Source organism: Ruegeria sp. (genome assembly GCF_028066395.1).
GTDB lineage: Bacteria > Pseudomonadota > Alphaproteobacteria > Rhodobacterales > Rhodobacteraceae > Ruegeria.
In genome coordinates this window covers 1-23,831 of record NZ_JALCBM010000050.1, presented here as the reverse complement: position 1 = coordinate 23,831, position 23,831 = coordinate 1, and the positions used below count along the sequence as shown (strand labels likewise).

22 protein-coding genes are annotated in these 23,831 nt (G+C 57.8%); 6 read left to right on the top strand and 16 right to left on the bottom strand.

Going from position 1 to position 23,831, the window contains the following annotated elements; translation table 11 throughout:
* The first annotated feature begins 9 nt into the window (after positions 1–9).
* Genes MPJ51_RS15275 through MPJ51_RS15265 form a run of 3 tightly spaced genes read left to right on the top strand, consistent with a single transcriptional unit; the run spans position 10 to position 3,021 of the window.
* On the top strand, positions 10–678 hold the full coding sequence (locus MPJ51_RS15275) for a response regulator transcription factor (protein WP_298388499.1): 669 nt from the start codon (positions 10–12) through the stop codon (positions 676–678).
* Positions 671–2,035, top strand: coding sequence for a sensor histidine kinase (locus tag MPJ51_RS15270; protein WP_298388497.1), 1,365 nt, complete (start codon positions 671–673; stop codon positions 2,033–2,035). The genes MPJ51_RS15275 and MPJ51_RS15270 overlap by 8 nt, the downstream gene beginning before the upstream one ends.
* On the top strand, positions 2,014–3,021 hold the full coding sequence (locus tag MPJ51_RS15265) for an ABC transporter substrate-binding protein (protein ID WP_298388495.1): 1,008 nt from the start codon (positions 2,014–2,016) through the stop codon (positions 3,019–3,021). Before MPJ51_RS15270 ends, MPJ51_RS15265 begins: the two co-directional genes overlap by 22 nt.
* A gap of 117 nt (positions 3,022–3,138) precedes the next feature.
* Here the strand turns inward: MPJ51_RS15265 and MPJ51_RS15260 are convergent, their stop codons facing one another.
* The 6 genes from MPJ51_RS15260 to MPJ51_RS15235 form a co-directional block, all read right to left on the bottom strand.
* Positions 3,139–4,659: a long-chain-fatty-acid--CoA ligase gene (locus MPJ51_RS15260; RefSeq protein ID WP_298388493.1), complete on the bottom strand. Its 1,521-nt coding sequence runs from the start codon at positions 4,657–4,659 to the stop codon at positions 3,139–3,141.
* Positions 4,656–5,603, bottom strand: coding sequence for a CobW family GTP-binding protein (locus MPJ51_RS15255; protein WP_298388492.1), 948 nt, complete (start codon positions 5,601–5,603; stop codon positions 4,656–4,658). Before MPJ51_RS15255 ends, MPJ51_RS15260 begins: the two co-directional genes overlap by 4 nt.
* Positions 5,600–7,228 (bottom strand): amidohydrolase, encoded by a 1,629-nt coding sequence (locus tag MPJ51_RS15250; RefSeq protein ID WP_298388490.1) that lies wholly within the window; start codon positions 7,226–7,228, stop codon positions 5,600–5,602. The genes MPJ51_RS15255 and MPJ51_RS15250 overlap by 4 nt, the downstream gene beginning before the upstream one ends.
* A gap of 80 nt (positions 7,229–7,308) precedes the next feature.
* Positions 7,309–8,598, bottom strand: a complete 1,290-nt coding sequence (locus MPJ51_RS15245; RefSeq protein WP_298388488.1) for a TRAP transporter large permease — start codon at positions 8,596–8,598, stop codon at positions 7,309–7,311.
* Positions 8,595–9,134, bottom strand: coding sequence for a TRAP transporter small permease (locus tag MPJ51_RS15240; RefSeq protein ID WP_298388486.1), 540 nt, complete (start codon positions 9,132–9,134; stop codon positions 8,595–8,597). The genes MPJ51_RS15245 and MPJ51_RS15240 overlap by 4 nt, the downstream gene beginning before the upstream one ends.
* 74 nt (positions 9,135–9,208) lie before the next feature.
* On the bottom strand, positions 9,209–10,207 hold the full coding sequence (locus MPJ51_RS15235; RefSeq protein WP_298388484.1) for a TRAP transporter substrate-binding protein: 999 nt from the start codon (positions 10,205–10,207) through the stop codon (positions 9,209–9,211).
* A 95-nt stretch (positions 10,208–10,302) separates the two neighbouring features.
* Here MPJ51_RS15235 and MPJ51_RS15230 point away from each other — a divergent pair, with 95 nt between their 5' ends.
* A complete protein-coding gene (locus tag MPJ51_RS15230; protein WP_337959818.1) occupies positions 10,303–11,214 on the top strand; it encodes a LysR family transcriptional regulator in 912 nt (303 codons plus the stop codon).
* 193 nt (positions 11,215–11,407) lie between these two features.
* Here MPJ51_RS15230 and MPJ51_RS15225 read toward each other — a convergent pair whose 3' ends face one another.
* From MPJ51_RS15225 to MPJ51_RS15190, 8 genes are all read right to left on the bottom strand, one after another.
* Positions 11,408–12,055 (bottom strand): ankyrin repeat domain-containing protein, encoded by a 648-nt coding sequence (locus MPJ51_RS15225; protein ID WP_298388482.1) that lies wholly within the window; start codon positions 12,053–12,055, stop codon positions 11,408–11,410.
* Between the two features lie 18 nt (positions 12,056–12,073).
* Positions 12,074–12,898, bottom strand: a complete 825-nt coding sequence (locus MPJ51_RS15220; protein WP_298388480.1) for an aspartate dehydrogenase — start codon at positions 12,896–12,898, stop codon at positions 12,074–12,076.
* A 438-nt stretch (positions 12,899–13,336) separates the two neighbouring features.
* The gene (gene gcvA, locus MPJ51_RS15215) at positions 13,337–14,308 is read right to left on the bottom strand and encodes a transcriptional regulator GcvA (protein ID WP_298388478.1); all 972 of its coding nucleotides are present in this window, start codon (positions 14,306–14,308) and stop codon (positions 13,337–13,339) included.
* Positions 14,309–14,548: 240 nt separating this feature from the next.
* Positions 14,549–16,171 (bottom strand): thiamine pyrophosphate-binding protein, encoded by a 1,623-nt coding sequence (locus tag MPJ51_RS15210; RefSeq protein WP_298388476.1) that lies wholly within the window; start codon positions 16,169–16,171, stop codon positions 14,549–14,551.
* 17 nt (positions 16,172–16,188) lie between these two features.
* Positions 16,189–17,670: an NAD-dependent succinate-semialdehyde dehydrogenase gene (locus MPJ51_RS15205; RefSeq protein WP_298388474.1), complete on the bottom strand. Its 1,482-nt coding sequence runs from the start codon at positions 17,668–17,670 to the stop codon at positions 16,189–16,191.
* Positions 17,671–17,878: 208 nt separating this feature from the next.
* On the bottom strand, positions 17,879–19,549 hold the full coding sequence (locus MPJ51_RS15200) for a tripartite tricarboxylate transporter permease (RefSeq protein ID WP_298388472.1): 1,671 nt from the start codon (positions 19,547–19,549) through the stop codon (positions 17,879–17,881).
* A 9-nt stretch (positions 19,550–19,558) separates the two neighbouring features.
* Positions 19,559–20,038, bottom strand: coding sequence for a tripartite tricarboxylate transporter TctB family protein (locus MPJ51_RS15195; RefSeq protein ID WP_298388470.1), 480 nt, complete (start codon positions 20,036–20,038; stop codon positions 19,559–19,561).
* Positions 20,039–20,126: 88 nt separating this feature from the next.
* On the bottom strand, positions 20,127–21,086 hold the full coding sequence (locus MPJ51_RS15190) for a tripartite tricarboxylate transporter substrate binding protein (RefSeq protein ID WP_298388468.1): 960 nt from the start codon (positions 21,084–21,086) through the stop codon (positions 20,127–20,129).
* Between the two features lie 590 nt (positions 21,087–21,676).
* Between MPJ51_RS15190 and MPJ51_RS15185 the strand changes: the two genes are divergently transcribed.
* A complete protein-coding gene (locus MPJ51_RS15185; protein ID WP_298388467.1) occupies positions 21,677–21,826 on the top strand; it encodes a hypothetical protein in 150 nt (49 codons plus the stop codon).
* Positions 21,827–21,899: 73 nt separating this feature from the next.
* On the opposite strand, the gene MPJ51_RS15180 is transcribed toward MPJ51_RS15185, so the two are convergent.
* Positions 21,900–22,214: a hypothetical protein gene (locus MPJ51_RS15180; protein ID WP_298388465.1), complete on the bottom strand. Its 315-nt coding sequence runs from the start codon at positions 22,212–22,214 to the stop codon at positions 21,900–21,902.
* Between the two features lie 194 nt (positions 22,215–22,408).
* Positions 22,409–23,254, bottom strand: a complete 846-nt coding sequence (locus tag MPJ51_RS15175) for a DMT family transporter (protein WP_298388463.1) — start codon at positions 23,252–23,254, stop codon at positions 22,409–22,411.
* A 119-nt stretch (positions 23,255–23,373) separates the two neighbouring features.
* Here MPJ51_RS15175 and MPJ51_RS15170 point away from each other — a divergent pair, with 119 nt between their 5' ends.
* The gene (locus MPJ51_RS15170) at positions 23,374–23,787 is read left to right on the top strand and encodes a cyanoglobin (RefSeq protein WP_298388461.1); all 414 of its coding nucleotides are present in this window, start codon (positions 23,374–23,376) and stop codon (positions 23,785–23,787) included.
* Positions 23,788–23,831 lie beyond the last annotated feature (44 nt).

Sequence of the window (23,831 nt, the reverse complement as noted above, 5' to 3'; positions counted from 1 at the left end):
GGGGGTGCGATGAAGTTCCTTCTGATCGAAGACAACCAGGACCTTGCGAATGCCATCGCGTCGCGGATGCGCCTGGATGGTCATGTCATTGATCATGCAGATAAATTGGAAGATGCTTCCGCGTTCGTTGCAACCGGAGAATACGATCTGATCCTGTTGGACATCATGCTTCCGGATGGCGACGGCCGCACATTTCTGCAAAAGCATCGGGCCAGCGATTTCGACACGCCAGTGATCGTTCTGACCGCCCGCAGCCAGGTTTCAGATCGAATCGGTTCGCTCGATCTTGGCGCGGATGACTATGTCACCAAACCCTTCGATCACGCCGAGCTTGAGGCCCGCTGCCGTGCCGTTTTGCGCCGGAAAACCGGCAATGCACAGACGACAATAGAAGCCGGTGGTATCGTTTTCGATCCGGTTGCAGGTCATTTGACGATCGGGGGAGAGGCCGTAACCTTGCGCAACCGCGAACTGCGTCTTCTGGAGTTGTTCCTCAACGCTCCTGGTCGAATATTTTCAAAGCACAAACTGGCCGACCGATTGTTTTCCTTTGACGAAGATGTCTCGGAGAATGCGATAGAGGTTTATATCGGACGCCTGCGAAAACACCTGAGGTCTTCGGATCTGAGGATCACCACATTGCGCGGGCTGGGTTATCGGTTGGATCAGGATGCATAGCCCAGCCGTATCCGGATCGCTCAGAAACCGGCTGGTGCTGACACTGATCGGAGGCGCGGTAGTTCTTGCCCTGCTCTTTTTCTTCGCCGTGCGAAACTTTGCCGTACAGGTTGCACAGCAGGGGCAGGACAACATCCTTGAAGCATCGGTTACATCGATGCTAGACGCGGCCGCCATCCGCGGTGGCGAGGTCGAACTCGACCTGCCCTATTCCGCGTTTTCAATGCTGAGCACACCGGCGGATGATCGTGTCTTCTATGCGATCCTGCGGGACGGCGAGTTCCAGTCAGGCTACGAGGACCTGACGTTCACTGAAAGCTTACCGGACAAACGCCCGACCTTCGAATCCAGCCAGTTGCGTGGCGAGGCCGTTCGGCAGATCAGCGCAAGCCGCACCTTAGTCGGTGCGGACAAGCGGACGGAAATCCAGATCGTACTCGCCCAAACGCAAGACGCCCTGTCGGAAACGCTTGACCGGATATCACGCAACGCCGCGCTTTTAGGAGTGGGTTTCTTTGCTCTCGCCGCGGTGCTTTCCTTCTGGGCCAGCTCGGCGACCATTGGCCAGCTTGGCAGGCTTGCAACCTCGGTCACGCGGCGAGGACCACAGGACCTGAGCCCATTCAAGCAACCGGTTCCGCAAGAAATGGCGCCCTTGGTAACATCGCTCAACTCCCTGATGGGGCGGCTCGATCACTCTTTGAGCCAATCGGAGGATTTCATTGCCGAGGCGGCGCACCGGGTTCGCACACCTCTTGCAACCGTTCGGTCCTATGCCGAGGCGACGTTGCAGCGCGTTGACAAGGAAGAAAACCGGGAAGCGATGCGCTCGATGGTTAAAGCCATCGACGAAAGCTCTCGTGCTGCGGGCCAGCTTCTGGACCATGCGATGATCACGTTTCGTGCGGACCATCTGGTGCCGGAAGCGATTGACCTTGTTGACCTGGTCCACGATCTGGTTCTGCGTCTGACGCCGGTCGCGGAAATGAAAGACCTTTCGCTTTCATTGCAGGGCGACCCAAGCGTTCCTTATTCAGGGGATCCAATCCTGATCCAGAACGCCGTACGGAACCTGATCGACAACGCGATGAAATACGGACCCGCCGAAAGCTCTATCGAGATTACGGTCTCTGCACTGCCCGGACCGCGAATTACCATCTGCGACCACGGCCCCGGCTTTCTATCGCACGAAATCGAAACGCTGACTACGCGGTTCCAACGAGGCGCGAATTCGAAGGACACGATCGGGTCCGGCCTGGGCCTGACCATCGCGCAGGATGTCGCGACGGCTCATGGTGGCAGGATTGATCTTTCAAACCAACCGAAAGGCGGCGCATGCGTTACCTTATCGCTTTAGTCCTGGTTTTCCTGTGCCGCGCTGGATGGGCGCAGGATTGGGAAGATCGGCAGGTCTTCAATCAAGCCAGTGCATCGACCACGCTGCGCATCATCTCAAGTACGGACACGTCTCTGTTTTCGCCGCTGATTGAAGCATTTGTCGCTGCGAACCCAGATGTTGCCATCGAGTATCTGGTGACCGGAACAGCGGATATCGACAGGCGCGTTCGGAAGATGCCAGAAGCCTTCGATATCGCGGTTTCCAGTGCCATGGATTTGCAGCTAAAACTCACAAATGACGGGTTTGCCCTGGCGTTGGAGAATGTCTCTCACCCGGCTTGGGCACAATGGAGGCAAAGCCTCTTCGCCTTTACGTCGGAACCGGCCGCCATTGTCATCAACCGGACGTTTTTCGATGAGCAGCCGATCCCGCAATCCCGCCAAGAGCTGATCGAGGCGCTGCGCGCCCGGCCCGAAATATTTCGCAACCGCGTCGGAACTTACGACGTGCGCCAATCAGGGCTAGGCTATCTTTTCGCGACGCAGGATGCGCGGGCGTCCGAGACTTTCTGGCGACTTATGGAAGTGATGGGCAGCCTTGATGTGCGGCTCTATTGCTGCTCGGGCGAGATGATCGACGATCTCACCGATGGAACGATTGCCGTCGCCTACAACGTTCTGGGCAGTTATGCCCAAGCGCGCGCCGAAAGCCAGGATATACTCGAGATCGTGCTACCCGCCGATTTTCCGACAACGATGATGCGGACGGCATTTGTGTCGAGGGCCTCTCCGGAACCTGAAGCTTCCGAACGGTTCATCCGGCATCTTGTCGCGTATCAATCTAGCCCAATCGATGGCGCACAATCCTTACCGCCGCTCCAAGGCAAAGGACAAGGTGCCGAACACGCAACCATTGCACTGGAACCCGCTCTGATGACGTTTCTTGATACGCTGAAGCGAACGAATTTCCTTTCCGAATGGGAAAACGCGCTAATCCAGAATTAGGGCAGCATTGCGTGTTGGAAATTTCCGAGTCCAGACATTGGATGATCTTGCAGCATCAGTAGGTAAACCAAGAGAGGGTTGGGATGCTGTCAGGTCGGGCACGCCCTTATGATCCTCTCAAACGTCCAGTGTTTTCAGCTCGCGACGCATGATTTTACCGGTGCTGGTCTTGGGCAGATCATCGACAAAACGGACGGCCCGCGGCACTTTGTAGGCGGCCAGTGTTTCGCGGCAGAACGCAATGATTTCATCCGCTTCCGCGTTCGCGCCGTCTTTGAGCACGACATAGGCTTTGGCGATTTCGCCCTTCTGCTCGTCGGGCACCGGCCCCACGGCGGATATCGCCACCGCCGGATGCTGTGCCAATACCCGTTCGATTTCGGCGGGGTAGACATTGTAGCCAGCGGTCAGGATCATGTCCTTCTTGCGGTCCACCACATAGACACAGCCGTCGCTGTCCATTTTGGCCAGATCGCCGGTATGCAGCCAGCCGTCATCTTCCAGCGCCTCTGCCGTGCGTTCGGGGTCGTTGAAATAGCCGATCATCACGATCGGCCCGCGCACCATCAATTCACCCACCTCACCATGCGGCAGGGCCTTTTGATAGTTCTCGTTGTCGGCAATCCGCAACTCGCAATAAGGCAACGCCACCCCGATCGAGCCCATCTTGTTGGGGCCATAGATTGGATGGGTGCTGCCCAAACCGGCGATTTCGGTCATGCCCCAGAGTTCGATCAGTGGACAGCCGAAACTCTCCTCGACCGCCTCCATTTTGGCGGTGGGCATGGTCTGGCCACCCACGGTGCAACAGCGCAGCGAGCTGAGGTCAGTGGTCGGCAGATCGGGATGTTCAAGCATGTACATGTACATGGTTGGCACACCCTCGAACAGCGTCGCCTTGTATTCGGCGATCGCGGCCAGCGCCGCCCCCGGGTCAAACAGCGCGTGCAGGTTCAGAGTGCCACCCAGAAAGAACACGCTGTTCATCACCACGTTGCCATAGACATGCGGACAGGGCAGTGCGCTGACCACCACGTCATCGGCAGTGCGCAGGTGCATCTGTGCGGTCATCGACGTGTTCAGGATCACCGCGCGGTGCGATTGCATCGCCCCTTTGGGCCGCCCGGTGGTGCCCGAGGTATAGCAGATGGTCGACAGGCTTTCGGGATCGACATCCGGCACTTCGGGACACGGATGATCGGCAGCCAGAAGCGCGTCAAAGGACATCATTCCCTCAGGCGCTTCATCGCCAAAGACGATCACGGATTTGACATCGCTGTCGTTCTCGATCCCGGCCAGAGGTGCGCCTTTTTCCGGCGAGGCAATAATCATCTTGGCACCGCAATCCTGCACCACATAGCGAACCTCTTCGGGGGTCAGCATCACGTTGATCGGATTGATCACCGCGCCCAGCTTGGTCACGCCGTAATAGCTGACCACCCATTCCCAGCAATTGGCGGAATATAGCGTGACGATATCGCCCTTGCCGACACCCATGGACGCGAGGCCCCCCGCCAGTTGGCAAGCCAGACGGTCGATTTCAGTAAAGGTGACTCGTTTCTCGTCGGTGATGAGTGCCGTTTTGGTGCCGAATTGCGCTGCCGCACGGGCGCTGATCTGACCCAGATGTTCAATCATGTGTCCATCTCCCTGAATTTGGTATCGGTTGCCGATGGGTGGCAAAGGGCATCGGGCTGCACGTCCGGGGCTTTTTCGTTCCACCAGCTATCGCAGTCTTCCCTGTTCACGCGCGCCGATGGCCCGATGGCCACCAGCTGTGTCTTGTCAGGTTGCGCGGTACGGGACAGGTCGATATCGCGACCCACCACCTGCACCAGCCAGCCGATGCCATCGTCACCACGTACAAACCCTTTGACCCGCACCAGCCCGTCCGGGCGCTGTTGCAACAGTTTCGCCAGCCTGTCCCGGCCGAACATGCGAACACCACCCCCTGTCCAATGCGTATAGGCCGGATGCGATGCGGGTTTTCCCCGGGCCTCGAAAGTCTGGCCAAACTCCTGCAACAGGGTTTCAATCGGGGCTGTGGGCGGATCCGCCAAGACGGCCTCTGGATTGATCGCCTGCAGCGCCGGCGCGGCCTCTTGTCCGTCCGTCTTCGAGACATACAGCAAATCGGCGCAGGCAATCTGACCCCGGACCTGCGGGCCGATCAACGAATCCTGCGTCAGGGTCGAGAAATTGCGACCGTCGACCACGGTGACGATGCCGCCATAGCGCATGTCGGGTTCAGCAAGCGCCGCATTCGCGATCTTCTGCGGATCGGCCACACCGCTGGCCTCGATCAGCAGGTGATCGGGGCGCGGGTTGCGGTCCAGCACATCGGCCATCGCCATGAACAGATCACCGCCCATGGTGCAGCAGACGCAGCCATTGGTCAGGGTCAGCGTGTCTTCCTCTGCGCTTTCCAGCAGATCGGCGTCAATGTTGATTGCCCCAAAATCATTGACCAGAACCATCAGCCGACGACCGTGAGTTGCCGACAACACCCGGTTGATGAGCGTGGTTTTCCCGGCGCCCAGATAGCCTCCGATCACTGTCAGGGGAAGCCGCGTGTCAGTCATGTCAGATGCACCTCGCCGCCCGAAACTGTGCCCAGAACCGGCACATCTTTCAGCGACTTCGGGTCCACGGCGGTGGGATCTTCGCCCAGCACCGCGAAATCGGCGCGTTTGCCGGTTTCAATCGAACCGATCTCACCATCCAGTTTCAGCGTATAGGCCGCGCCCATGGTGATGGCATAAAGCGCTTCAAGGGTGGTGATCCGCTGCGCCGCGCCCAATGTCCGTCCGCTCATGGTTTGACGGTTCACTGCACACCACGCGGTAAAGAGCGGCCCCAGCGGCGTAACCGGCGCGTCCGAATGGATCGCGATACGCACCCCGGCATCCAGCGCTGCACGGCAGCCATCCATGCGCCGTGCCCGGTCTTCGCCTATGGTCAGCGCGGCGTGCTGATCGCCGAAATACCAGATGTGATTGGCAAAGATGTTGGCCGCAATGCCCAACTCGGCGCAGCGGGTGAACTGATCGGTGCCCATCATCTGACAGTGCTGCAGAACATGTCTGTGACCGGGCCAGGGATGTTTGCGGGCGGCGGCCTCGATCGCCTCAATGGCAACCTCGGACGCCTCATCCCCGTTGGTGTGAACATGCATCTGGATGCCTTCGCGCTGCATCACCTCGCACAATTCAAAGATCTGGTCGGGGGCAAGGTTCCACAAGCCGTTGGGCTGTCCACCGACATAGCCGGGCCATTTCACCCGTGCGGTCCAGCCCTGAATAGAGCCATCGGTCAGCAGTTTGACCGCCCCCAGCCGCAGCTTGTCGCTGCTTTGGGCGGCAAGCGCCTTTGCCCGCGCAGCAAGTTCCTCGGCCTGCCCGCCTGCCGCGCCCAGCACCGGCACGATCCGCAGCGGATAATCCGAGCCAGCCGTGATCTGCAACATCACCGCCAGATCGTCGTCGGACAGGGTCGAAAACAGATCGGTCATGGTTGTGACCCCTGCGCGCACGGCCATGCGGCCATAGGCGCGGATCGCGCTTTCACGCTGGGCCAGATGGCGGAAATCCACGCCAAGCCGCCGCATCAGGGGAAACATGGCGGCCATTTCCTGCAACTCGCCGGTGGGCTGACCATCGGCGTCTTTCACCACGCCTTCGACCCTGCTGTCTGAATCATATCCTGCCATGCCCAGCGCGGGTCCGTTCACGCACATCAGATGCAGGTTCGAAAAGAACACGAGAATCGGACGGTCGGTGCCGACCCGATCCAGATGATGACGGCTGAGCCGCTCTTCGCTCAGAAAGATCGGGTCGAAGCCCCATGCAATCAGCGGCGCCCCCGGCTCAAGTTTCTGCGCTTGTTGCGACAGGCCCTCGATGACCTGTTCTATGGTGGTCAGGCCAGGCCAATGCTGCCCGTCCGGATCGGTCCGGTCGTGATAGCCGACATAGGTGTAGTCCCACAAACCACCTGCCATCAGATGCGCATGCCCTTCGACAAATCCGGGCAACAGAACCGCACCGCTCAGCCGCTCGTCGACGCGGACATTCCCAACACCATCGGCGCAGCGTTCGTCGCCGACGGCCAGAATACGCCCATCGCGCACCGCGACATGCGTCGCTTCGGGACAGTTGGGGTCCATGGTGATGATTTTGCGGGCTTTGAAAATGGTTGTATCAGTCATGGTTCTACAGATTTTTTTAGTGGCAGGCGTGAGCGACTCTGGCAGGCCGCTCACGCCTTCTCCTTCACAGGCCGAGAGGCCTATTTTGCGACACCGTATAGCCAGTTCGGCAGAAACAGCGTCAGGTCCGGGAACAGGATCAACAGAAGCATCCCCACCACATAGGCCAGAATGAATGGCAGTACCGCGACCGAGATCCTCTCGATCGAGATCGCGGAAATCCGCGCCGCCACCGTCAGGTTGGCCCCCAGAGGCGGGGTCAGGAATCCGATCTCGCAGGTGATCACGGTGAAGATGCCGAACATCACGGGGTCGACCCCCAGCGAGGTAACCAGCGGCAGGAACACGGCGGTGAACAACACGATCTGCGCGAGGCTTTCCATGAAGGTGCCGATGAAGATGTAGAATATCCCGATCAGCAACAGCACAATGGCAGGATTCTGCGTGATTGCGGTGATCCCCTCCTGCACGACGGTGGGCACGTCGTAAAAGGCGGTCAGCTGACCAAAGGCCAGTGTCGGGGTGATCAGGATCAGAATCCCGGTCAGCAGCGCGGTAAAGCGCAGCGCGGCGATCACCTTTTGCACCGTCAGTTCCCGGTAGATGAACAGCCCCACGAACAGCGAGTAAAAGACAGCCACGCCCGCGGCCTCGGTCGGTGTGAAGGCCCCGCCATAGATACCGCCCAAAATCAAGACCGGTGCGCCAATCGACCATTTGCCGTCCCAGGCCGCCTTCAGGAACGGACCCCAGGAAAACGGATCGCCATCCCCGCCATAGCCGCGGCGGCGTGCGATGACGTAGGTCACGACCATCAGCAGCAGCGTTATGACGATACCGGGAACGACACCGGCCAGAAACAGACGCGGAATCGAGGTCTCGGACACCAGACCGTAGATGATCAGCAGGTTTGACGGCGGAATGAGGCTACCCAAAGCCCCCGCGCTGGCCACGATCGAGGCCGCGAAGGGCACGTCATAGCCTTCTTTCTTCATTGCCGGAACAGTGACCGAACCGATAGCGGCGGTGGTCGCCGGGCCCGAGCCGGACAGCGCCGCAAACAGCATGCAGGCAAAGACCGAAACCAGCCCCATCGAGCCGCGATAGGCCCCCACCAGATTGGTGGCGATGGCGATCATCCGGTTGGCCATGCCGCCCACCTCCATCAGCCGCCCCGCCAAAACGAAAAGCGGGATGGTCAGCAGTGGAAAGGGCGTCAGGCTGGAGTAACCCGTCTGCGCCATCAGCGTATAGGGAATGTCGATCAGAAACAGCGCCAGCAAGGTGGTCAGACCCACCGAGGCAAACAGCGGTACACCAATGACCGTCAAAACGACAAAGGCAATTGCCAGGATCAGAAGCGGGCTCATATATGCGCCTCCTCATCTTCAAGGCTTTTGTCGCCATCTTCATCCAGCATTCCGGGCAGGCCTTCGGCACCGCCCCTGTACCAATCCACGTAGACCTGGATCAGCCGGATGAGCATCAGTGCATAACCAAACAGCAGAACGGATTGTGGATAGAACTGGTCGATTCCGAGGCTGGGGCTACGTGACGTGAACTTCCAAAGCACCGCAAGATAATCCCAGCTGATCTTGATCATGAAGGCGCAGAACAGCGCCCAGGCCAGATCGGCGGCAAAGATCGTGATGCGCCCAAATCCGCGGGGCAGCGAGGACACCACGACCATGATACGAATGTGGAACCGTTCGCGCACACACAGCGAAGCCCCCATATAGACCGCCCAGACCATCGAGATCGAGGCGACCTCTTCCGTCCAGTGCAGCGCGACTTCGAACACATAGCGGGCCACAACCTGCGCGAAAACGCTGACCGAGATAATCGTCAGACAGACGCAACAGATAAGCTCTTCGAAATGGCGCTCAAGCCATCTTAAGGCATTCATGATGTCCTCCCCCGGTCAGGACCGGCCTGATCCGGGCCGGAGGCATCCCTGCTTCCGACCCGAACGGTGCGGTGTTATTCCGCAGCCGCCTCGATTTTCGTCACCAGCTCCTGGAACTCCGGCCCGCGCTTCTCGGCGAACTCGTCACGCACCGATTGTGTGGCGACGATGAACTCGGTCTTGTCGGGGTAGGTAATTGCCATACCACCCTCTTCGACCAGCCATTTGCGCACGTCTTCCGTTTCGGTTTGAACCTGCTCGCGGAACTCGGCACCAGCATCCGCCGCGGCGCGGATGACCTGCTCACGCTGCTCATCGGTCAGCCGGTTCATGAAATGATCCGAGGCAAAAAGAGGGATCATGGCCACGAAATGTTCGAGGATGACAAGGTGCGGCTCGAATTCAAAGAATTTGAGATCCTTGATGAAGGATGCGCCATTGTCGCCACCATCCACGGTTCCGGTTTGCAGCGCAGTGGGTGTTTCCGACCAGGCCAGCGGCACGGGATTGGCGCCTAGGGCTTCGAACGTGGCCAGCATCACCTCGTTCTTGGGGGTGCGGATTTTCAGACCTTCCATATCCGCCAGCGTATTCACCGGGCGTTTGGAATTGTAGAAATCGCGATAGAGCGCCGGACCGAATGTCAGAAGGTGAACGCTGGTTTTGGCCTGCAGGTCCTGTTTCATGAAGTCGCCCACCGGCCCGTCAACGACACGCTCAAGATGTGCAGTATCCTGAAACATGTAGGGCAGAACGGTCACGTCCATCAGATCCCAGTGGGGCGACACGTTGTTCGATGTGATGACAAACCCGTCAACCGTACCCAGCTGCATGGCCTTGAAGGCCTCATCCTCGCTGGAAATCTGGTTACAGCAGCGCAGTTTAACTTCGACCGAGCCATCGGTATATTCTTCGACCTTGGTTTTGAAGAGCGTGGCAAAGCGCCCATAGATCGATTCCTCGGGTGCGCCAAATCCAAAGTTCATTGTCACTTCGGCGGCAAGTGTTGCCGTGGCCGAGATCGATAGTGCAAGCAGCGATGCGGCCAGGGTCTTCAAACGAAGATGTTGCATGAGTTCCTCCTTCTCCCCTGCAAATTCCTGTGCTGAGACAATGACACGACCCACAATCTCATGTATAATATCAATATCGTCACATTTGATGCCGGATCGTTATCATTAACTTTCGCTTTCGACACCTGAGGTACTTTCTGGCGGTCGCCGAGGAATTGCACTTCCGTCGCGCCGCCAATGGGCTGGGCGTGGCGCAACCGGCGCTCAGCCGCGCCATTCGTGATCTTGAGGCGGATCTGGGCGTTACCCTGTTTGAACGCAGCAACAAGAAGGTCGAACTGACAAACGCAGGCAGGGCGTTTCAGAAGGATTGCAGGGAAATATGGAACGCCGTCGATCAGGCGGTCAGCAACGTCCGGTACGTGCATCAGGGGCTCATCGGGTCTTTGCGGATCGGTTATACGGACATGGCCATCGGCGGGGTGCTGCCTTCGCTGTTGACCGAGTTTCAGGCCTGCGAACCAGGGATCGTCCTGACCCCGCATATGGATCCGACGATCTACCAGTTGCAAAGGCTAAGCGACGACGAAATTGATATTGGCTTCGTTACCGGGCCCATCGGTGAAACAGAGTATCAGCAACTGCCGGTACAACGCGAGAGCTTCGTATGCGTCGTCTACGATTCTCACCCGCTGGCCTCCCGAGACAGCATCCGGCTTGAGGAATTGGCTCAGGAAAGGTTTATCCTCGGACCGGCCAGGGAATGGGAGCACTTCCAATCTTACCTGCTGCCAATGTGTCGCCGGGCCGGGTTTCTGCCCAAAGTCGTTCAAGAGGCTTACAACACCACGGGCATCATCGGATTGGTGGCCTGCGGGATGGGTGTCACAGTACACACCGAAGGTGTGCAGAACTACCTGCGTACAGGTGTAAAGGTTGTTCCGATAGACGACCTGACGGAAAAGCTAGAAACCATCGCCGTATGGAAACCGGAAGATTTACCGGGTCCAAGACAAAAGTTCATCGACTTTCTGAAGGCGAAAATGCCGGGTACGGACATCATCTAGGATCTGGACTTTGGTAACCGGGCCATCCCAGTCAGTTTGTTTTGTGCAGAACAATTGATCCGCCAAGGCGGTGTAGCTTTTCTTTCTTCGCATCCGCCCTGCTTTCTGTCACGGCCTACGCGTGAGACCCCTGGGGTACATGCTTCGGATCGTGGTCAGCGCTGTGGCACCACCAAAACCTGGGATCAAACACCTAGTCTACGAGCAGCTTCGACAGATCTGCAAATCCACGGGCGCGGGCGTGATCCAGTGGGGTCAGGCCATTTTTGTCGGCGATATGCCGGTCGGCACCTGCATTCAGAAGCATCTCGACAATTTCAACGTAAGGCGGGCTGCCATCGCCCAGGATCACCGCTTCAAGCAACGCGGTCCAGCCGATGTTGTTTATCCGATCCAAAGGTGCGTTGGCGGCAATCAACATCTCGATAATTTCCACCTGGCCTTTGGCTGACCCGTAGATCAGGGCAGAGCCCTGATAGATCGAAGTGACCATCGTGGCGTCAGCTCCAGCCTCCAGCGCCTGTTTCGCCAGCTCGGGATTCCGGGTGGTGATTGCGATGTTCAGAATGTCCCGGCGGCTGTCATTCAGTGCAGTCACATCAGCCCCGGCGGCCAGCAAGAAGCTAACGATCTCAAGATTACCCTTACGGGCGGCGACCAGCAGCGGCGTGTCGCCCGCCCCGTTTCTCGCCTCAAGCAGGTGGTCCGCTTGTGAGATGACCTCTTCGACTGCCTGCACATTACCGCTGTCGACGGCCTGAAAGATTGACGCGGTATCTGCCAGCGCCGAGCCGATGAAGAGGCCAACGAAAAGAAATAGCGCGGCAATCTTGCGTATCATTCCATGTCCTTTCAAGCATCATGCCCCGATGACAACAGGTGCCGCCAATCTGCGAAGCGTGGAGATGACGCTGAGCGGCGTAATCTTTCCGGTTTTCGGGTTCTCTTCGGTCGGTATGTTTTCGATCTTCAGTGACAGATCGGCGCTGTCAGACACAACGGAAATCGTATGCGTATTGCGCTGAACCGTGGGATCGGCCCAGATTTCCAGATGCGTCTTGTCGACGCCGGGCCCTGCCAGACCAAGGGCGACCGCCACGTTCAGATTGGCCGGAAAGCCCGAAATCGCCTCTTCGGCGGTGCCGTCGAAAACCTTGGTCGGTTCGCTGACGGACGCCGGGTCAAACCCCTGCGCGACAAGTGCAGGCGCGCCATTCAGTCCGAGGGGCGGCTTGCGTGTCACCATGGTTACCTTGTGAATTTTGCCCTGCCCGACAGACTGCACCGCATCCAGACCCAAAAGCGCTCCCGAAGGTACGAGAATCCGCCCGCCATTGTCGCGCGCAAGTTGTTCAAGCTGCGGATTGGACAGCAGCGCACCAGCGCTGATCACCACAACCGTCTTTCCCTTTTCCAATGCGGGCGTGGCAACGTCAGAGAGGTATTTTGCAGGGCAGCACTCGACCACAACATCCGCGACATCGGCAAGTTCGCCAAGGGCCATCACCGGGCAGGGTTTATTGAAATGACGGGCGATATGGGCGTCTGCCTTTGCGGTATTGTTCGCCGAAACCGCGACGAGCTCTAGCCCCTCGATACCCTTGTCCAAGGCTTCGGCCACAATCTTCCCAATGGCGCCAAACCCGCCAATGGCTACTTTTATCGGAGTTTTGTCTTTGGTCATTTCGATCACTAATCACATTGTCGCGGCGTTGAGTTCGCCATTTCGGTTTACGCCTGCAGCTTGGCCAGATCCGCGGGGGCGTCGCCCCGAGGTGTATGTCGATGCCCCGTGTTCGCGCTCGGAGGGTTTTTGAGACGAAGCTCATGTTTCCCGTCGTGAATGGGCTTATGTGACTAAGTCCCGACCTCGTGAAATTCACAACCGACTAATATTGTCGCAATCGATTACCTTTCATTATGCGTGGGGGTATGCGCCGCTTAACTATATGTTTTCATATATTTTTCGCGCTGTATTTGGGCTGGCACAGTGATCGTCACGCCAACCGAAAATCCGGAATTTTCACGCAACAGACCCCTCACCGTATTGCAAGACGGACGGTGTTTGATCATCTTCTGTCTGCCGCCAAAAGACGCGATTACAAGCGTGTGGAATTGCCCTTTAACTGTTCAGGGCTACAAGGTCGGCGCGGGAGGCTTCGGCTTCCTGAATCAGCCATTCCTTGAAGATTTTTATCTTGCCCTGCTCCCAGGACCTGCTGCGGCCGATCAGACAATAGCGCCCGTTGCTGGTAACCCGCTGCGGCATGGCCGGAACAAGCAGCCCGGCCGAGATGTCTCCTTGCGCAAGCACCTGCGGCACCAGCGCAATACCGCGCCCTTCGATCGCAGCCTGAATGGTCATGAAGAAATGCCCATAGGCCGCATCATGTTTGCGCATATCGACCTGCCAACCGATGGCGTTGAAAAAGTCGTTCCAGGCGTTGGGCCTAGTGGCCATGTTCAAAAGCGCCACGTCGCGCACCTTGTCCTGATCGGTCAACGCCCCGTGACGGGCGACATAGGCCGGTGAGGCGACGGCGATCAGTTCGTCGGGCAGAAGGGCCTCGACCTGAAGATGGGCCCACGCTTTTGCCATCACCAAATCAATGCGCGGGCGTCCTTCGGTGTGCAAATCGGCCTCGACCGTTCCGACGCGAATGGCCAGATCAATCTCTTCCTTTTCGAAATCCACCGGTTTGATCGAATTCACAAGGTGAACTTCGATATCGGGATGCTTTTCGGAAAAATCCAGCAGCCGGGGCATCAGCCATTTGACCGAAAAGGTCGGCAGGACGGAAACCGTCAGGATACCGCTGCCCTTGTTGCCCCAAATCCGGTTTGTGGCGCGCTCGATCTGGTCCAGCGCGTCGCGCATCGGCGGGAACAGAAGGGTACCCTCTTCGGTCAGATCAACCGCGCGGGTCATTCGTTTGAACAGCTTGACCCCAAGATCATCCTCAAGCGCGCGTATCTGACGCGAAACGGCTGCCTGGGTTACATTCAACTCTTCTGAGGCGGCCGAAAAACTAAGGTGCCGGGCCGCCGCTTCAAAGGTGCGCAACGCGTTGAGAGAGGGGAACCGGCGGGCCAAGACGTCATCTCCTACAGATAATAACGGGTAATGCTGTGTACTATGTTTTCTGGCGTTTGATAATAATCAAACGAATGAAAAATTATGTATATTCCTTCCTCTGGGGCATCCTGCCTGAAACTCAAACCGTTTCTCACCGCTGGGAGAGGGTGTGCGCGGTGGCGAAAAGCGGTTTGCGAGGTCTTGCGTCACAGGCAGGATGCACTGGACAGCGCCGGGTACTCGTCGGCGCGGCCAGCTTTACTTGTCCTTGAACAACACCAGTTCATCATATTCCGCGCTGCTGATCAGCGCCTCGATAATCACCGGACCTTCGGTCGCCAAACCCTGTTCCAGACGGTCCCTCAACTCCTCGGGATCGCGGGCCTGAACGACCGGCACGCCAAAGATGTTGTCGCCGCCGATATTGCCCTGACTTTCCCGCACCGGAGTGCCGAAAATAGGGTTCCCCTTGCGTTGCTGCTTGATGCGGATCAGTGCCAGATCATTGTCGGTCAGTATGACGATGACGATATTGAGGTTTTCGCGCACCGCAGTCGCCAACTCGCCAGCCGTCATCAGGAAACCACCATCCCCCAGCACCGCGCAAACCGGTGTTTCCGGACGGCAGAGCTTGGCCGAGATCGCAGCGGGCAGGCCGAACCCCATCGCTGACCAACCATTGGTCATCAGTTGTTTGACCGGTGCGCGCGCATCCCATTTCTGCCCGATCAGGTGGGTATGGGCGCCGACATCACAGGTCATGATGCCATCATCAGGCAACACGTCGCGCAAAGTGTCCAGCACGGCGCAGGGTCCAAACGCATCATTGTCCGGGCGCATCTGCGCGAAGATCGCATCGACGTGGCGGCGCAGATCGGTCATGTCCCAGTCATTTTCGGTGACTTCGGCACCGGCAAGCGCCCGAAAGTTGGTCGCGATATCCCCGCCAAGGTGAATCGTGTCGGTGTATTCGGATCGGTCGATATCCAGAGGCGCATCATCAATATTGATCAGCGTCATCGGATGCAGCCAGGATTCAAAGTTAAACTCGACCGGGTCGTAACCGACCGCGATCATCAGATCGGCCTGTGCGTGGGTTTCGCCGACCTTGTCGCTGAGCGCATGAAACACAACCCCGCCATAGCTTGGGTGGGCATGCGGCACCATCCCCATGGCCATTGGGGTGAGAAAGACGGGGATGCCATGGGCTTCGACGAAACTCAGGATCTCGTCTTGCAGCCCGGCACGCACCGCCCCCAACCCAAGAACCATCGCCGGTTTTCTGGCGGCGGTCAAAGCTGATTGGGCTGCGGCAATCAAATCCTCCGCTGCTTTGGACGGTGCGTACCGGACCTTTGGCGCGGTTTCCGTGAGTGTGGCGGGCTGCGCCGTAAGGTCGACGGGCATCCCGATATGAACCGCGCCGGGGCGGCCCGAGGTCGCGACCTCGAACGCCTCATCCAGTATCTCGGTGACATTGTCGGTTCTCAGCCGTTTGGTCTCTTTTGTGATCGGGCGCATCAGGGCCTGATGGTCGATATTCATCTGAACCACCCGGTCACGGTTTGCCGCCGACATCTCATCAGTCAGCGCGATCAGGGGTGAGCGGTCCAGCTGCGCCGACCCGACACCGGTCGCCAGATTGGTCGCGCCCGGCCCGAAGGTTGCAAAACACACGCCCGGCACGCCGGTCAATCGCCCGGCGACGTCGGCCATAAAGCCAGCGCCCCCTTCGTGGGCGGTCAGGACAAATTCGATCCCGTCGGTGTTTCGGATCGCTTCCATGAAGTCTACCCATCCGCCGCTGGGGACGCCAAAGACATGCCGTACGCCGCGGTCGCGCAGGCCTTCGATTACAGCTTGAGCTACTTTTTTGGTCATTTTGCTACTCTTTGATTTCAGGCTTGTGTGCAAACGTATTGAGGTTCAGTGAATTCCAGGATGCCCAGGCGCGAGCCTTCTCGCCCGTTGCCGGATTGTTTGACACCGCCAAAGGGAATTGGCGCGCCGGTCAGTTTCGGGGTGTTGATCGCGACCATGCCGTATTCCAGTTTGGACGGCAGCGTCTGAACGCGGGCCGCATCGCGGGTATAGGCATAGGCAACCAGACCGTATTCGGTGTCGTTAGCGGCTGCGATCACGGCGTCCTCGTCATCGAAGGGGATCAGTGCCGCGACGGGGCCAAAGGTCTCTTCCCGGGTGATCTTCATGTCCGGGGTGACATCGGCCAGCACCGTTGGCTGGAAAAAGAAGCCCCCCTGTTCTGCCCGGTCACTCCCACAGGTCAGACGCGCGCCCTTGGTACAGGCGTCCTGCACATGCTCGATCGCTTTGGTCAGGGTCGCGGCGGTGGCCAGCGGACCAATGTCCACGCCTTCGCCAAAGCCATCACCCACGACCAGTTTCCCGGCCTCTTCACTGAAACGGGTGACAAATCGTTCGTAGATGTCACGCGCCACATAGATGCGGTTTGCAGCAAGACAATCCTGTCCGCCGGTCTGATACTTGGCGGCGATTGCGCCTTGAACGGCTGCTTCGAAATCGGCGTCCTTGAAGACAATGAACGGTGCGTGGCCGCCAAGCTCCAGCGAGACCCGTTTTACGGTTGCCGCGCATTGCGCCATGATGTCCCGACCGACTTCGGTCGAGCCGGTATAGGACACCGCCCGTACCGCTGTGTGCTGGCACAGCTCAGCGACCAATTCGCGGCCATGCCCGGTCACGACCTGAAAAACAGCCTCTGGTATACCTGCCTGCCACGCCAGCATTTCCAAAGCCAATGCCGAGAACGGGGTGACTTTTGAAGGGATCGAGACAACCGGGCATCCGGCGGCAAGCGCAGCAGCGGCCTTGCGGGTCAGCATGGCCGATGGGAAATTCCATGGCGTGATCGCGCCCACTAGGCCCACGGGCTGCTGGACGACGTGCATGGATTTTCCCGGCAGGTGGCTGGGAATTGTATCGGCATAGAGCCTGCTGCCCTCTTCCGCATACCATTCGATAAAGCTGGCGGCATAGGCAATTTCGCCCTTGGCATCGGCGACCGGCTTGCCTTGTTCCAAGGTCATCAAGGCGGCGAGGTCATCCGTGTTGTCGATGATGAGCCGATGCCACCGCATCATCATCGCCCCGCGTTCACGCGGCAAAAGAGCCGACCAATCCCTCAACGCCTCATCGGCGCGCTTGACGGCGGTTGCGACGCCTTCCGCCCCTTGATTGGGAATGTCTCCGATCACCTCGCATGTGCTCGGGTTTCGGACGTCAATCGCATCACCCCGACCAGCACGTGCGTTGGTATGGCTGACAACGCGGCCAAGGAACGCATTCACTGATGCGGCCCGATCCTCGGGCGAGACTTCGATTTGCAAACTGTGGTTCATTTCCGCATCCGCTGTTTTCTGATGAGCGTGTGCTACGGAATTTGACGTGGATGCTGCGTCCAGACAAACGACAAATGGATGGCAAAATGATGATTAAATATTATGTGTAGTTCATCATATCAGTCATCAAATGATACCATTCGCAGAAAAAGTTACACATTGGGCGTGCTGGCACTGTTGACTCCGGGTAACAATGTTCAAGCGGGACTCAGGTCGGGCGCGCCGCATCGTTCGAGGGTTCGATTTGCCCCTTGCGATGCCAGGCTTGCCACAACATCCACAGACCGACTGCAATCAGGCCAACAGCCAACACCGGACGAACATATCCACCCATCATGAACACTGGCACGGACAGGGAAAGGGCCAGAGCGGGGATGTAGAAATCCGCCCATCTGCTGTGGCCGCGTTGTTTCTGATAGAATGAGAACCCGATCGAAAACGCTGCCATGATGAGGAAGAACAGGGACCAGGGATTGGTCACGAACAGGACCGGGTCGGAGGAGATTGCCAGAGCCCGCGCCAGCCAGCTTTCGGCGACCGGGCCAAGAACCACGCCAAGGATCAGCGGTGCCAGCGGAAAGCCCAGCGACCGAAACACGTAACCGAAAATGCCAAAGAAGAACAGCGTCCAGATATCGCTGGTCACATTGTTCAGGGCAAACACGCCGATCCCGCAAAAGGCCAGTATGACCGAGGCCAACATGTACATGCGCACTTTGGTGATCAGAACAAACGCGCGCAGCAGGCCCGATTGCAGAAACAGAACCAGGAAATTCGCAAAGAAAAACGCGATGAAGATGGCATTGGCCAGAACCGGGGAATCGTTGATGAAACTGGGGCTGGGAACCACATCATGTATCAGCAGGGCCCCCAGCATGACCGCAGTAATCACGTCGCCGGGAATGCCCAAAGCCATCATGGTGATCAGCGAGCCACCCGCCGTTGCGTTATTTGCCGATTCAGGGGCAATAATGCCGTCTTCGCACCCAAGCCCGAATTCCTCGGGGTTCGGGGACATTTTCTTGGCCTGATCATAGGCCAGTATGTTCGAGATCGCGCTGCCCGCCGCCGGAAGGATGCCAGTGAACATGCCAATAAGCGATGACACGATCAGGTTTTTCCAGCGCCGCAATACCGCAATCGCCGCCCGTCGATGCTCGATCCTGATGTCCATTTCCTCGGTCTGGCTAAGCTTGGCGCGCGCATCCTTGGGATCGCGGACGTCTGACATCAATTGGCTGAAGGCAAACAGGCCGATCAGCACCGGCAGGAACCCAAACCCGTCGCGCAGGTAATCGATCCCGAAATCGAACCGGGCGATGCCGTTGACATCATCCTCACCAATCGTGGCAATGAACAGCCCCAGCATTCCGGCGATCAACCCTTTGATCATGTTCTCGCCCGACAGGCTGGCGGTGATGGTTAGGGCAAAGAAAACCAATGAGAAGTAGTCCCAGGGCTGAAACTCCAGCCCAAGCCGCGCAAGTTGCGGCGCAAGCGCGACCAGCATGATGGCCGAAATGATGCCGCCAAAAAACGACGCCCAAACCCCAAGCCCCAGCGCAAATCCCGGCTGCCCCCGGCGGGCCATGGGAAAGCCATCGAACGTGGTCGCCACCGATGATGGCGTTCCGGGGATACCGGTCAGAATCCCGGACATCAGCCCCCCGGACAGGCCGCCGACAAAGACCCCGATCATGGTCGCAATCCCCTGAGAGGCGTTCATGCCGAAGGTAAACGGCAGCGTCAGCACCACGCCCATGGCGATGGTGAATCCCGGTATCGCACCCGAAATCAGCCCGGCGGCGGCACCGATGGTCATCAGCATCAATGTCTGGACATTGGCGATTTCCAGAAAGGCCTGAAGGAAGATTTCCATGACGTGTCCTCAGAACATGGCCGGGAGGATCGAGCCCCGGGGCAATCTGACATTGAGAGCGAAGGTGAATATGCACCACAAGATGCTGATAGAAACGGTCGCGATGACGGCATGCAGGACAAGGTGCCTTATGTCGTTTTCGCCCAGGATCGTCAGCATTACAAAGACAAGAAGAATGCCGCCAATCAGAATGCCCAATAGCGGCAGGGTTATCAGAAAGACGAAATAAGCGATGAAACAGCAGATCGGATTGCGGTACTTGATCAGAAATGCCTTCAAACTGAACGCTGAACCCCGCTGCCCGGACCGGACCGAATTGACGAAATAGATCAGGGACAGAAGGGTCAGAAGTGCAAGTACTGCCCGCGGCCAGGCGGTGGGGGACAGCATGCCGAAATCAGGCGACACCACGTCGAAACTGGCAGCGATCATCACAAAGCAAAACGCCAACAGCGCCAGTGATGTCCAAATGTCCTTGTTGAATGGCATGCCAGAGTCCTTTGCCGGATATTGGCGGGACAGTACGCGCTGTCCCGCCTTCTAGTTTAACACGACGCATCAGGCGCGGTGTTACTGCTTAGCTGCCCATGCCAATTTTATCGGCTACGGCCTTGTAGGCTTCAAAGGTCTCGCCAAACCATTCGCCGTAACCCTGAGGGCCGTGGTAGTCCACATCAGTGCCTTTGGCGTTCAGCTCTTGGACCAATTCGGGGTCATTTGCCGCGGCTTCGAAGATTTCGGCCCAATAGGTAATGGCGGTCTCGGGCGTGCCTTTCGGGGCCACCACGCCGCGGTTGATGGCCGAGACCATGTCGACGCCAAGTTCCTTCAGAGTGGGAATGTCAGGCAGATGGGGGGAGCGTTCCTCGGCCGCGATGGCCAGACCGCGCAGCTCGCCGCTGGCAAAGTACTCGCGTCCACTGGTGACGTTCATTGCGCCCATATCGATGGTATTGGCCAAAAGCGCCGTCATCCGCTGCCGGGTTCCGTCAAAGGGCACGTATTTGAACTTGAGCCCAGTTGCCTCTTCCAGCCGAAGCCATACGAAATGGCTGGTCGATCCGAATGTGGCCCCAACCGTGATGGTTTCGGGTGCTGCCTCAACTGCGGTGCTCATTGCACCATAATCCGCCCATTCAACACCGCCGCGCGCGCCCAGAATGTCAGGGGTGCTGGTCAGCAGCGAGACCGGCTCGAACGCGTCCCAGTTAAAGTCGACACGTTTGTTGAGATAGCTGATCAGCGCGCTTTCGTGGATCGCAAACAGCGTGCACCCATCGGCATCCGCCTTCAGAGCCTCACGCGCACCTTTGTTGCCGCCCTGACCGGGAATGGCCACGACCTGAATTTTTGTTGCCGGATCCTGTTTGTTCACGGCCTTCTCGAACAGCGAGAAAATTATGTGTGTGCCGCCGCCCGGCGACCACGGCACGATCAGCTTGGCCGTCGTGCATTCAGGCGCATCCGCAAGTGACATTTGCGGCGCTGCCAGCACCGCAACGGCGGCAACGGCACTGAAAAGTTTCTTTGCGTTCATGTGACTTCCTCCACGTCGTAACGCCTTACCAGAAGGCGATTTTCTTGTTTTGGTGCCAGTCGCGTCGCTGAGCCTTTAGAAGTAGACCTGTGTGCAGCACCTCTGACACGCGGCAATTTCGGTGGCCCTGGGCTTATCCTCATTGCCAAAACTGCTGAGCCAGCTTGAAGTAAACTGGCCGAGTTCAGAAATCTGGACAAGCAACAATTGATATGACAACAGATAACTTCAGATTATGATTATTTGTTGTTTTTCAGAATAACAGCATGGGCGATAGAAATAATTTGTTCGTGACAACTTTGACAGTTTACCCGAGATATTCCTAAAGATCGGCCCTGTATTTTTGCTTGCACCCTTCGCAGAACTGCCAACGAACGAGTGGTAAAGGTCGCAAAGCCGTTAATTCGATTTCTACCTTTGTTGACGCAACATCCCTTGCAAGTGCGGGGCACAAGCTTCTGCGAAGCAGCGCTTGTCGTCGAACCGGTCATCCGAAGGCATCGATATGGTCCGGACCGAGTCCCCATTCACCCGTTGTTTGCCAAAGCCCGGCCAAGAATAAGGTATGACTATGGAAGCGGATCAGACAGTTGGGCTACATCGCCGCCATGCGCGGGCTTGGCGATCCAATTGGTCGATATCTTTTCAATCAGGGTTGCGCGCTCACTGGGATCGATTCATCATCCGAGTTGATCAAAATCGCACAGAAGAAAATTCCGAAGGTCGGCTGGTTGGCTTAGGATATGCGCGGCCATCAATTAGGCTTAAAATTCAAGGTATTTTGGCCTAGGATAGCACGTCTTAGGTCAGGCTTCATAGCCAGTAGGTGATGGTTGCTGCGAGTGTGATGGCAGATAGGCTGACCTTGTTGGAGTTCACCCCGTTTCTGGTCCGGTCTTGATGCGATCTTTCGGGTTTGCGGAATACCTGATCAATGCGCTTGCCGAAGGCTTTGATCCGCGCGTCGAACTGCAGCATGAAGTCGAAAAGGTCGGCGATGATCTCGCGGGTCGTCTCTGTTAGTTCGTTCAAGCGATCTTCAAGATTCTCGGGAACACGCCGCCGTGCCCGACCCACGTAAGCGGGATAGTGACGCCCCTGTCGAGCAAGAAGCCCCGCATCTGGCATGCAGATTCAACAGGCAACGGCGTGTCTGACGTCAGCACCAATGGGGCGGTCGATATCTGCCGACAAATCCCGGTTGGGCGGGTGTCCTGATTACAGAGGCAACACCACGGTTCGACCAGTTCCGCACCCCCTTGAAAAAGGCCGTTTGATCGCTGACACAACGCGTCGTGTTCAAAACTTCGCAACAGGTCCGCTTAGAACGCCAGATAGCCAATACCGGCAAAGGCGACCAGACATCCAAGCCATTGTCTGGGCAACATACGCTCATTCAAAAGTATCCATGCCAGTACAACCGTAAGAAGCCCGAACACGGATGCCACAACTGAGGCATATTGTGCATCGGGCAGACCTCCGGCTCCGATGACACTGAGCAGTGCAATGGAATCCAGCGTCCCCATCACACATAATAGCGGCAGTGCCTTCCATCCCGGCCAGACTGTTTTACCTGTCGCAATGGCAATGGCGGCAAGGCCGAGTATCGCAGCGGCCCGCCCGATGACGGAAACGGTGTATTCGTTGCTCAGCTCGGTTGCATATTGGCCCAGGGCAAAGGCACCGGCGAATCCAGCTGCGGCCATCACGGATAACAGAATTGTCGGGGCGCGGGCGGGATATCCGGTTTCGGCCTGCTCTGGCCGGGCCGCGACGATTGACACCCCAATACCGATGGCGATTACGGCCAGCCATTGCCCTGGGGTGACGGATGCGCCGCGCCAGATCGCCATTGCCACTGACAGGACCGGATAGCTGGCCACCAGCGGCGCAACCAGACGCACCGGTCCGCGTTGAAAAGCAGCAAACATGGACAGGCCTGCCACCAGATAGCACAGACCCTGAAACACTGAATACAAAGCCGCCTTGCCATCCGGTATCGCAAGCTGCCCCAGCGCCGAGCCAAGGCCCAATTGCACAAATGCAGCAAAGACGATTGTCGCCATAAGCGAGGCAATCACACTGACGGACTGGCTGACATAGCGCACGGCCAGATCGTGCACCCCCCAACATACCGCCGCAAGCAAACCGAGGGTAAGCGCGCTCATTTCAACGTTCCGCCGGCGTTAAAGCACATGGAGGTAAGTAGGGGCATCATGTCGCTGTTGTTAAATTTATCTTCCTGATATGTAATGAAATAGCCCTTCTGGATCAGGAGAACCCACCATTGCCCACGCCGCTGGATCAGCTTGGAGGAGAGGCGGCGCTGCGCGATCTTGTGGAACGTTTCTATGACCGAATGGAATCCGATCCAAACGTCCATTCTTTGCATAGGTTGCATTTTCGTGGTCACGGGCTGAACCATACGCGACAGGCCCAATTCGAGTTTATGTGCGGCTTTCTTGGCGGTCGGGCATACTACCGCGAAAGGTTCGGGCATATGAACCTGCGGGAAATTCATGCTCATGTTCCCATCCGTGATGCCGACGCAGAATTATGGCTGGAAACGTTCGACGGCGCGTTGAGGGATTGCGGGATGTCAGGCCCTGTTGTTGACCGTCTTCGGCTGGCGTTGCGTCGGGCTGCATTTGCGCTGGTCAATGATGTTCCTGATTGGCGTATTGTTATTGGCGGCGGCTGAGGTGGTTTGGCGAGGCCGCCGCATTTGTGATGACGGTTGAAGGC

Excerpts from the sequence above, each read along its gene's own strand:
- MPJ51_RS15275 (WP_298388499.1), top strand. The coding sequence starts at position 10 with ATGAAGTTCCTTCTGATCGAAGACAACCAGGACCTTGCGAATGCCATC.
- MPJ51_RS15195 (WP_298388470.1), bottom strand. The coding sequence starts at position 20,038 with ATGCCATTCAACAAGGACATTTGGACATCACTGGCGCTGTTGGCGTTT.
- MPJ51_RS15260 (WP_298388493.1), bottom strand. The coding sequence starts at position 4,659 with ATGATTGAACATCTGGGTCAGATCAGCGCCCGTGCGGCAGCGCAATTC.
- MPJ51_RS15220 (WP_298388480.1), bottom strand. The coding sequence starts at position 12,898 with ATGACCAAAGACAAAACTCCGATAAAAGTAGCCATTGGCGGGTTTGGC.
- MPJ51_RS15250 (WP_298388490.1), bottom strand. The coding sequence starts at position 7,228 with ATGACTGATACAACCATTTTCAAAGCCCGCAAAATCATCACCATGGAC.
- MPJ51_RS15200 (WP_298388472.1), bottom strand. The coding sequence starts at position 19,549 with ATGGAAATCTTCCTTCAGGCCTTTCTGGAAATCGCCAATGTCCAGACA.
- MPJ51_RS15255 (WP_298388492.1), bottom strand. The coding sequence starts at position 5,603 with ATGACTGACACGCGGCTTCCCCTGACAGTGATCGGAGGCTATCTGGGC.
- MPJ51_RS15270 (WP_298388497.1), top strand. The coding sequence starts at position 671 with ATGCATAGCCCAGCCGTATCCGGATCGCTCAGAAACCGGCTGGTGCTG.
- MPJ51_RS15190 (WP_298388468.1), bottom strand. The coding sequence starts at position 21,086 with ATGAACGCAAAGAAACTTTTCAGTGCCGTTGCCGCCGTTGCGGTGCTG.
- MPJ51_RS15225 (WP_298388482.1), bottom strand. The coding sequence starts at position 12,055 with ATGATACGCAAGATTGCCGCGCTATTTCTTTTCGTTGGCCTCTTCATC.
- MPJ51_RS15240 (WP_298388486.1), bottom strand. The coding sequence starts at position 9,134 with ATGAATGCCTTAAGATGGCTTGAGCGCCATTTCGAAGAGCTTATCTGT.
- MPJ51_RS15180 (WP_298388465.1), bottom strand. The coding sequence starts at position 22,214 with ATGCCAGATGCGGGGCTTCTTGCTCGACAGGGGCGTCACTATCCCGCT.
- MPJ51_RS15245 (WP_298388488.1), bottom strand. The coding sequence starts at position 8,598 with ATGAGCCCGCTTCTGATCCTGGCAATTGCCTTTGTCGTTTTGACGGTC.
- MPJ51_RS15175 (WP_298388463.1), bottom strand. The coding sequence starts at position 23,254 with ATGAGCGCGCTTACCCTCGGTTTGCTTGCGGCGGTATGTTGGGGGGTG.
- MPJ51_RS15210 (WP_298388476.1), bottom strand. The coding sequence starts at position 16,171 with ATGACCAAAAAAGTAGCTCAAGCTGTAATCGAAGGCCTGCGCGACCGC.
- MPJ51_RS15235 (WP_298388484.1), bottom strand. The coding sequence starts at position 10,207 with ATGCAACATCTTCGTTTGAAGACCCTGGCCGCATCGCTGCTTGCACTA.
- MPJ51_RS15205 (WP_298388474.1), bottom strand. The coding sequence starts at position 17,670 with ATGAACCACAGTTTGCAAATCGAAGTCTCGCCCGAGGATCGGGCCGCA.
- MPJ51_RS15265 (WP_298388495.1), top strand. The coding sequence starts at position 2,014 with ATGCGTTACCTTATCGCTTTAGTCCTGGTTTTCCTGTGCCGCGCTGGA.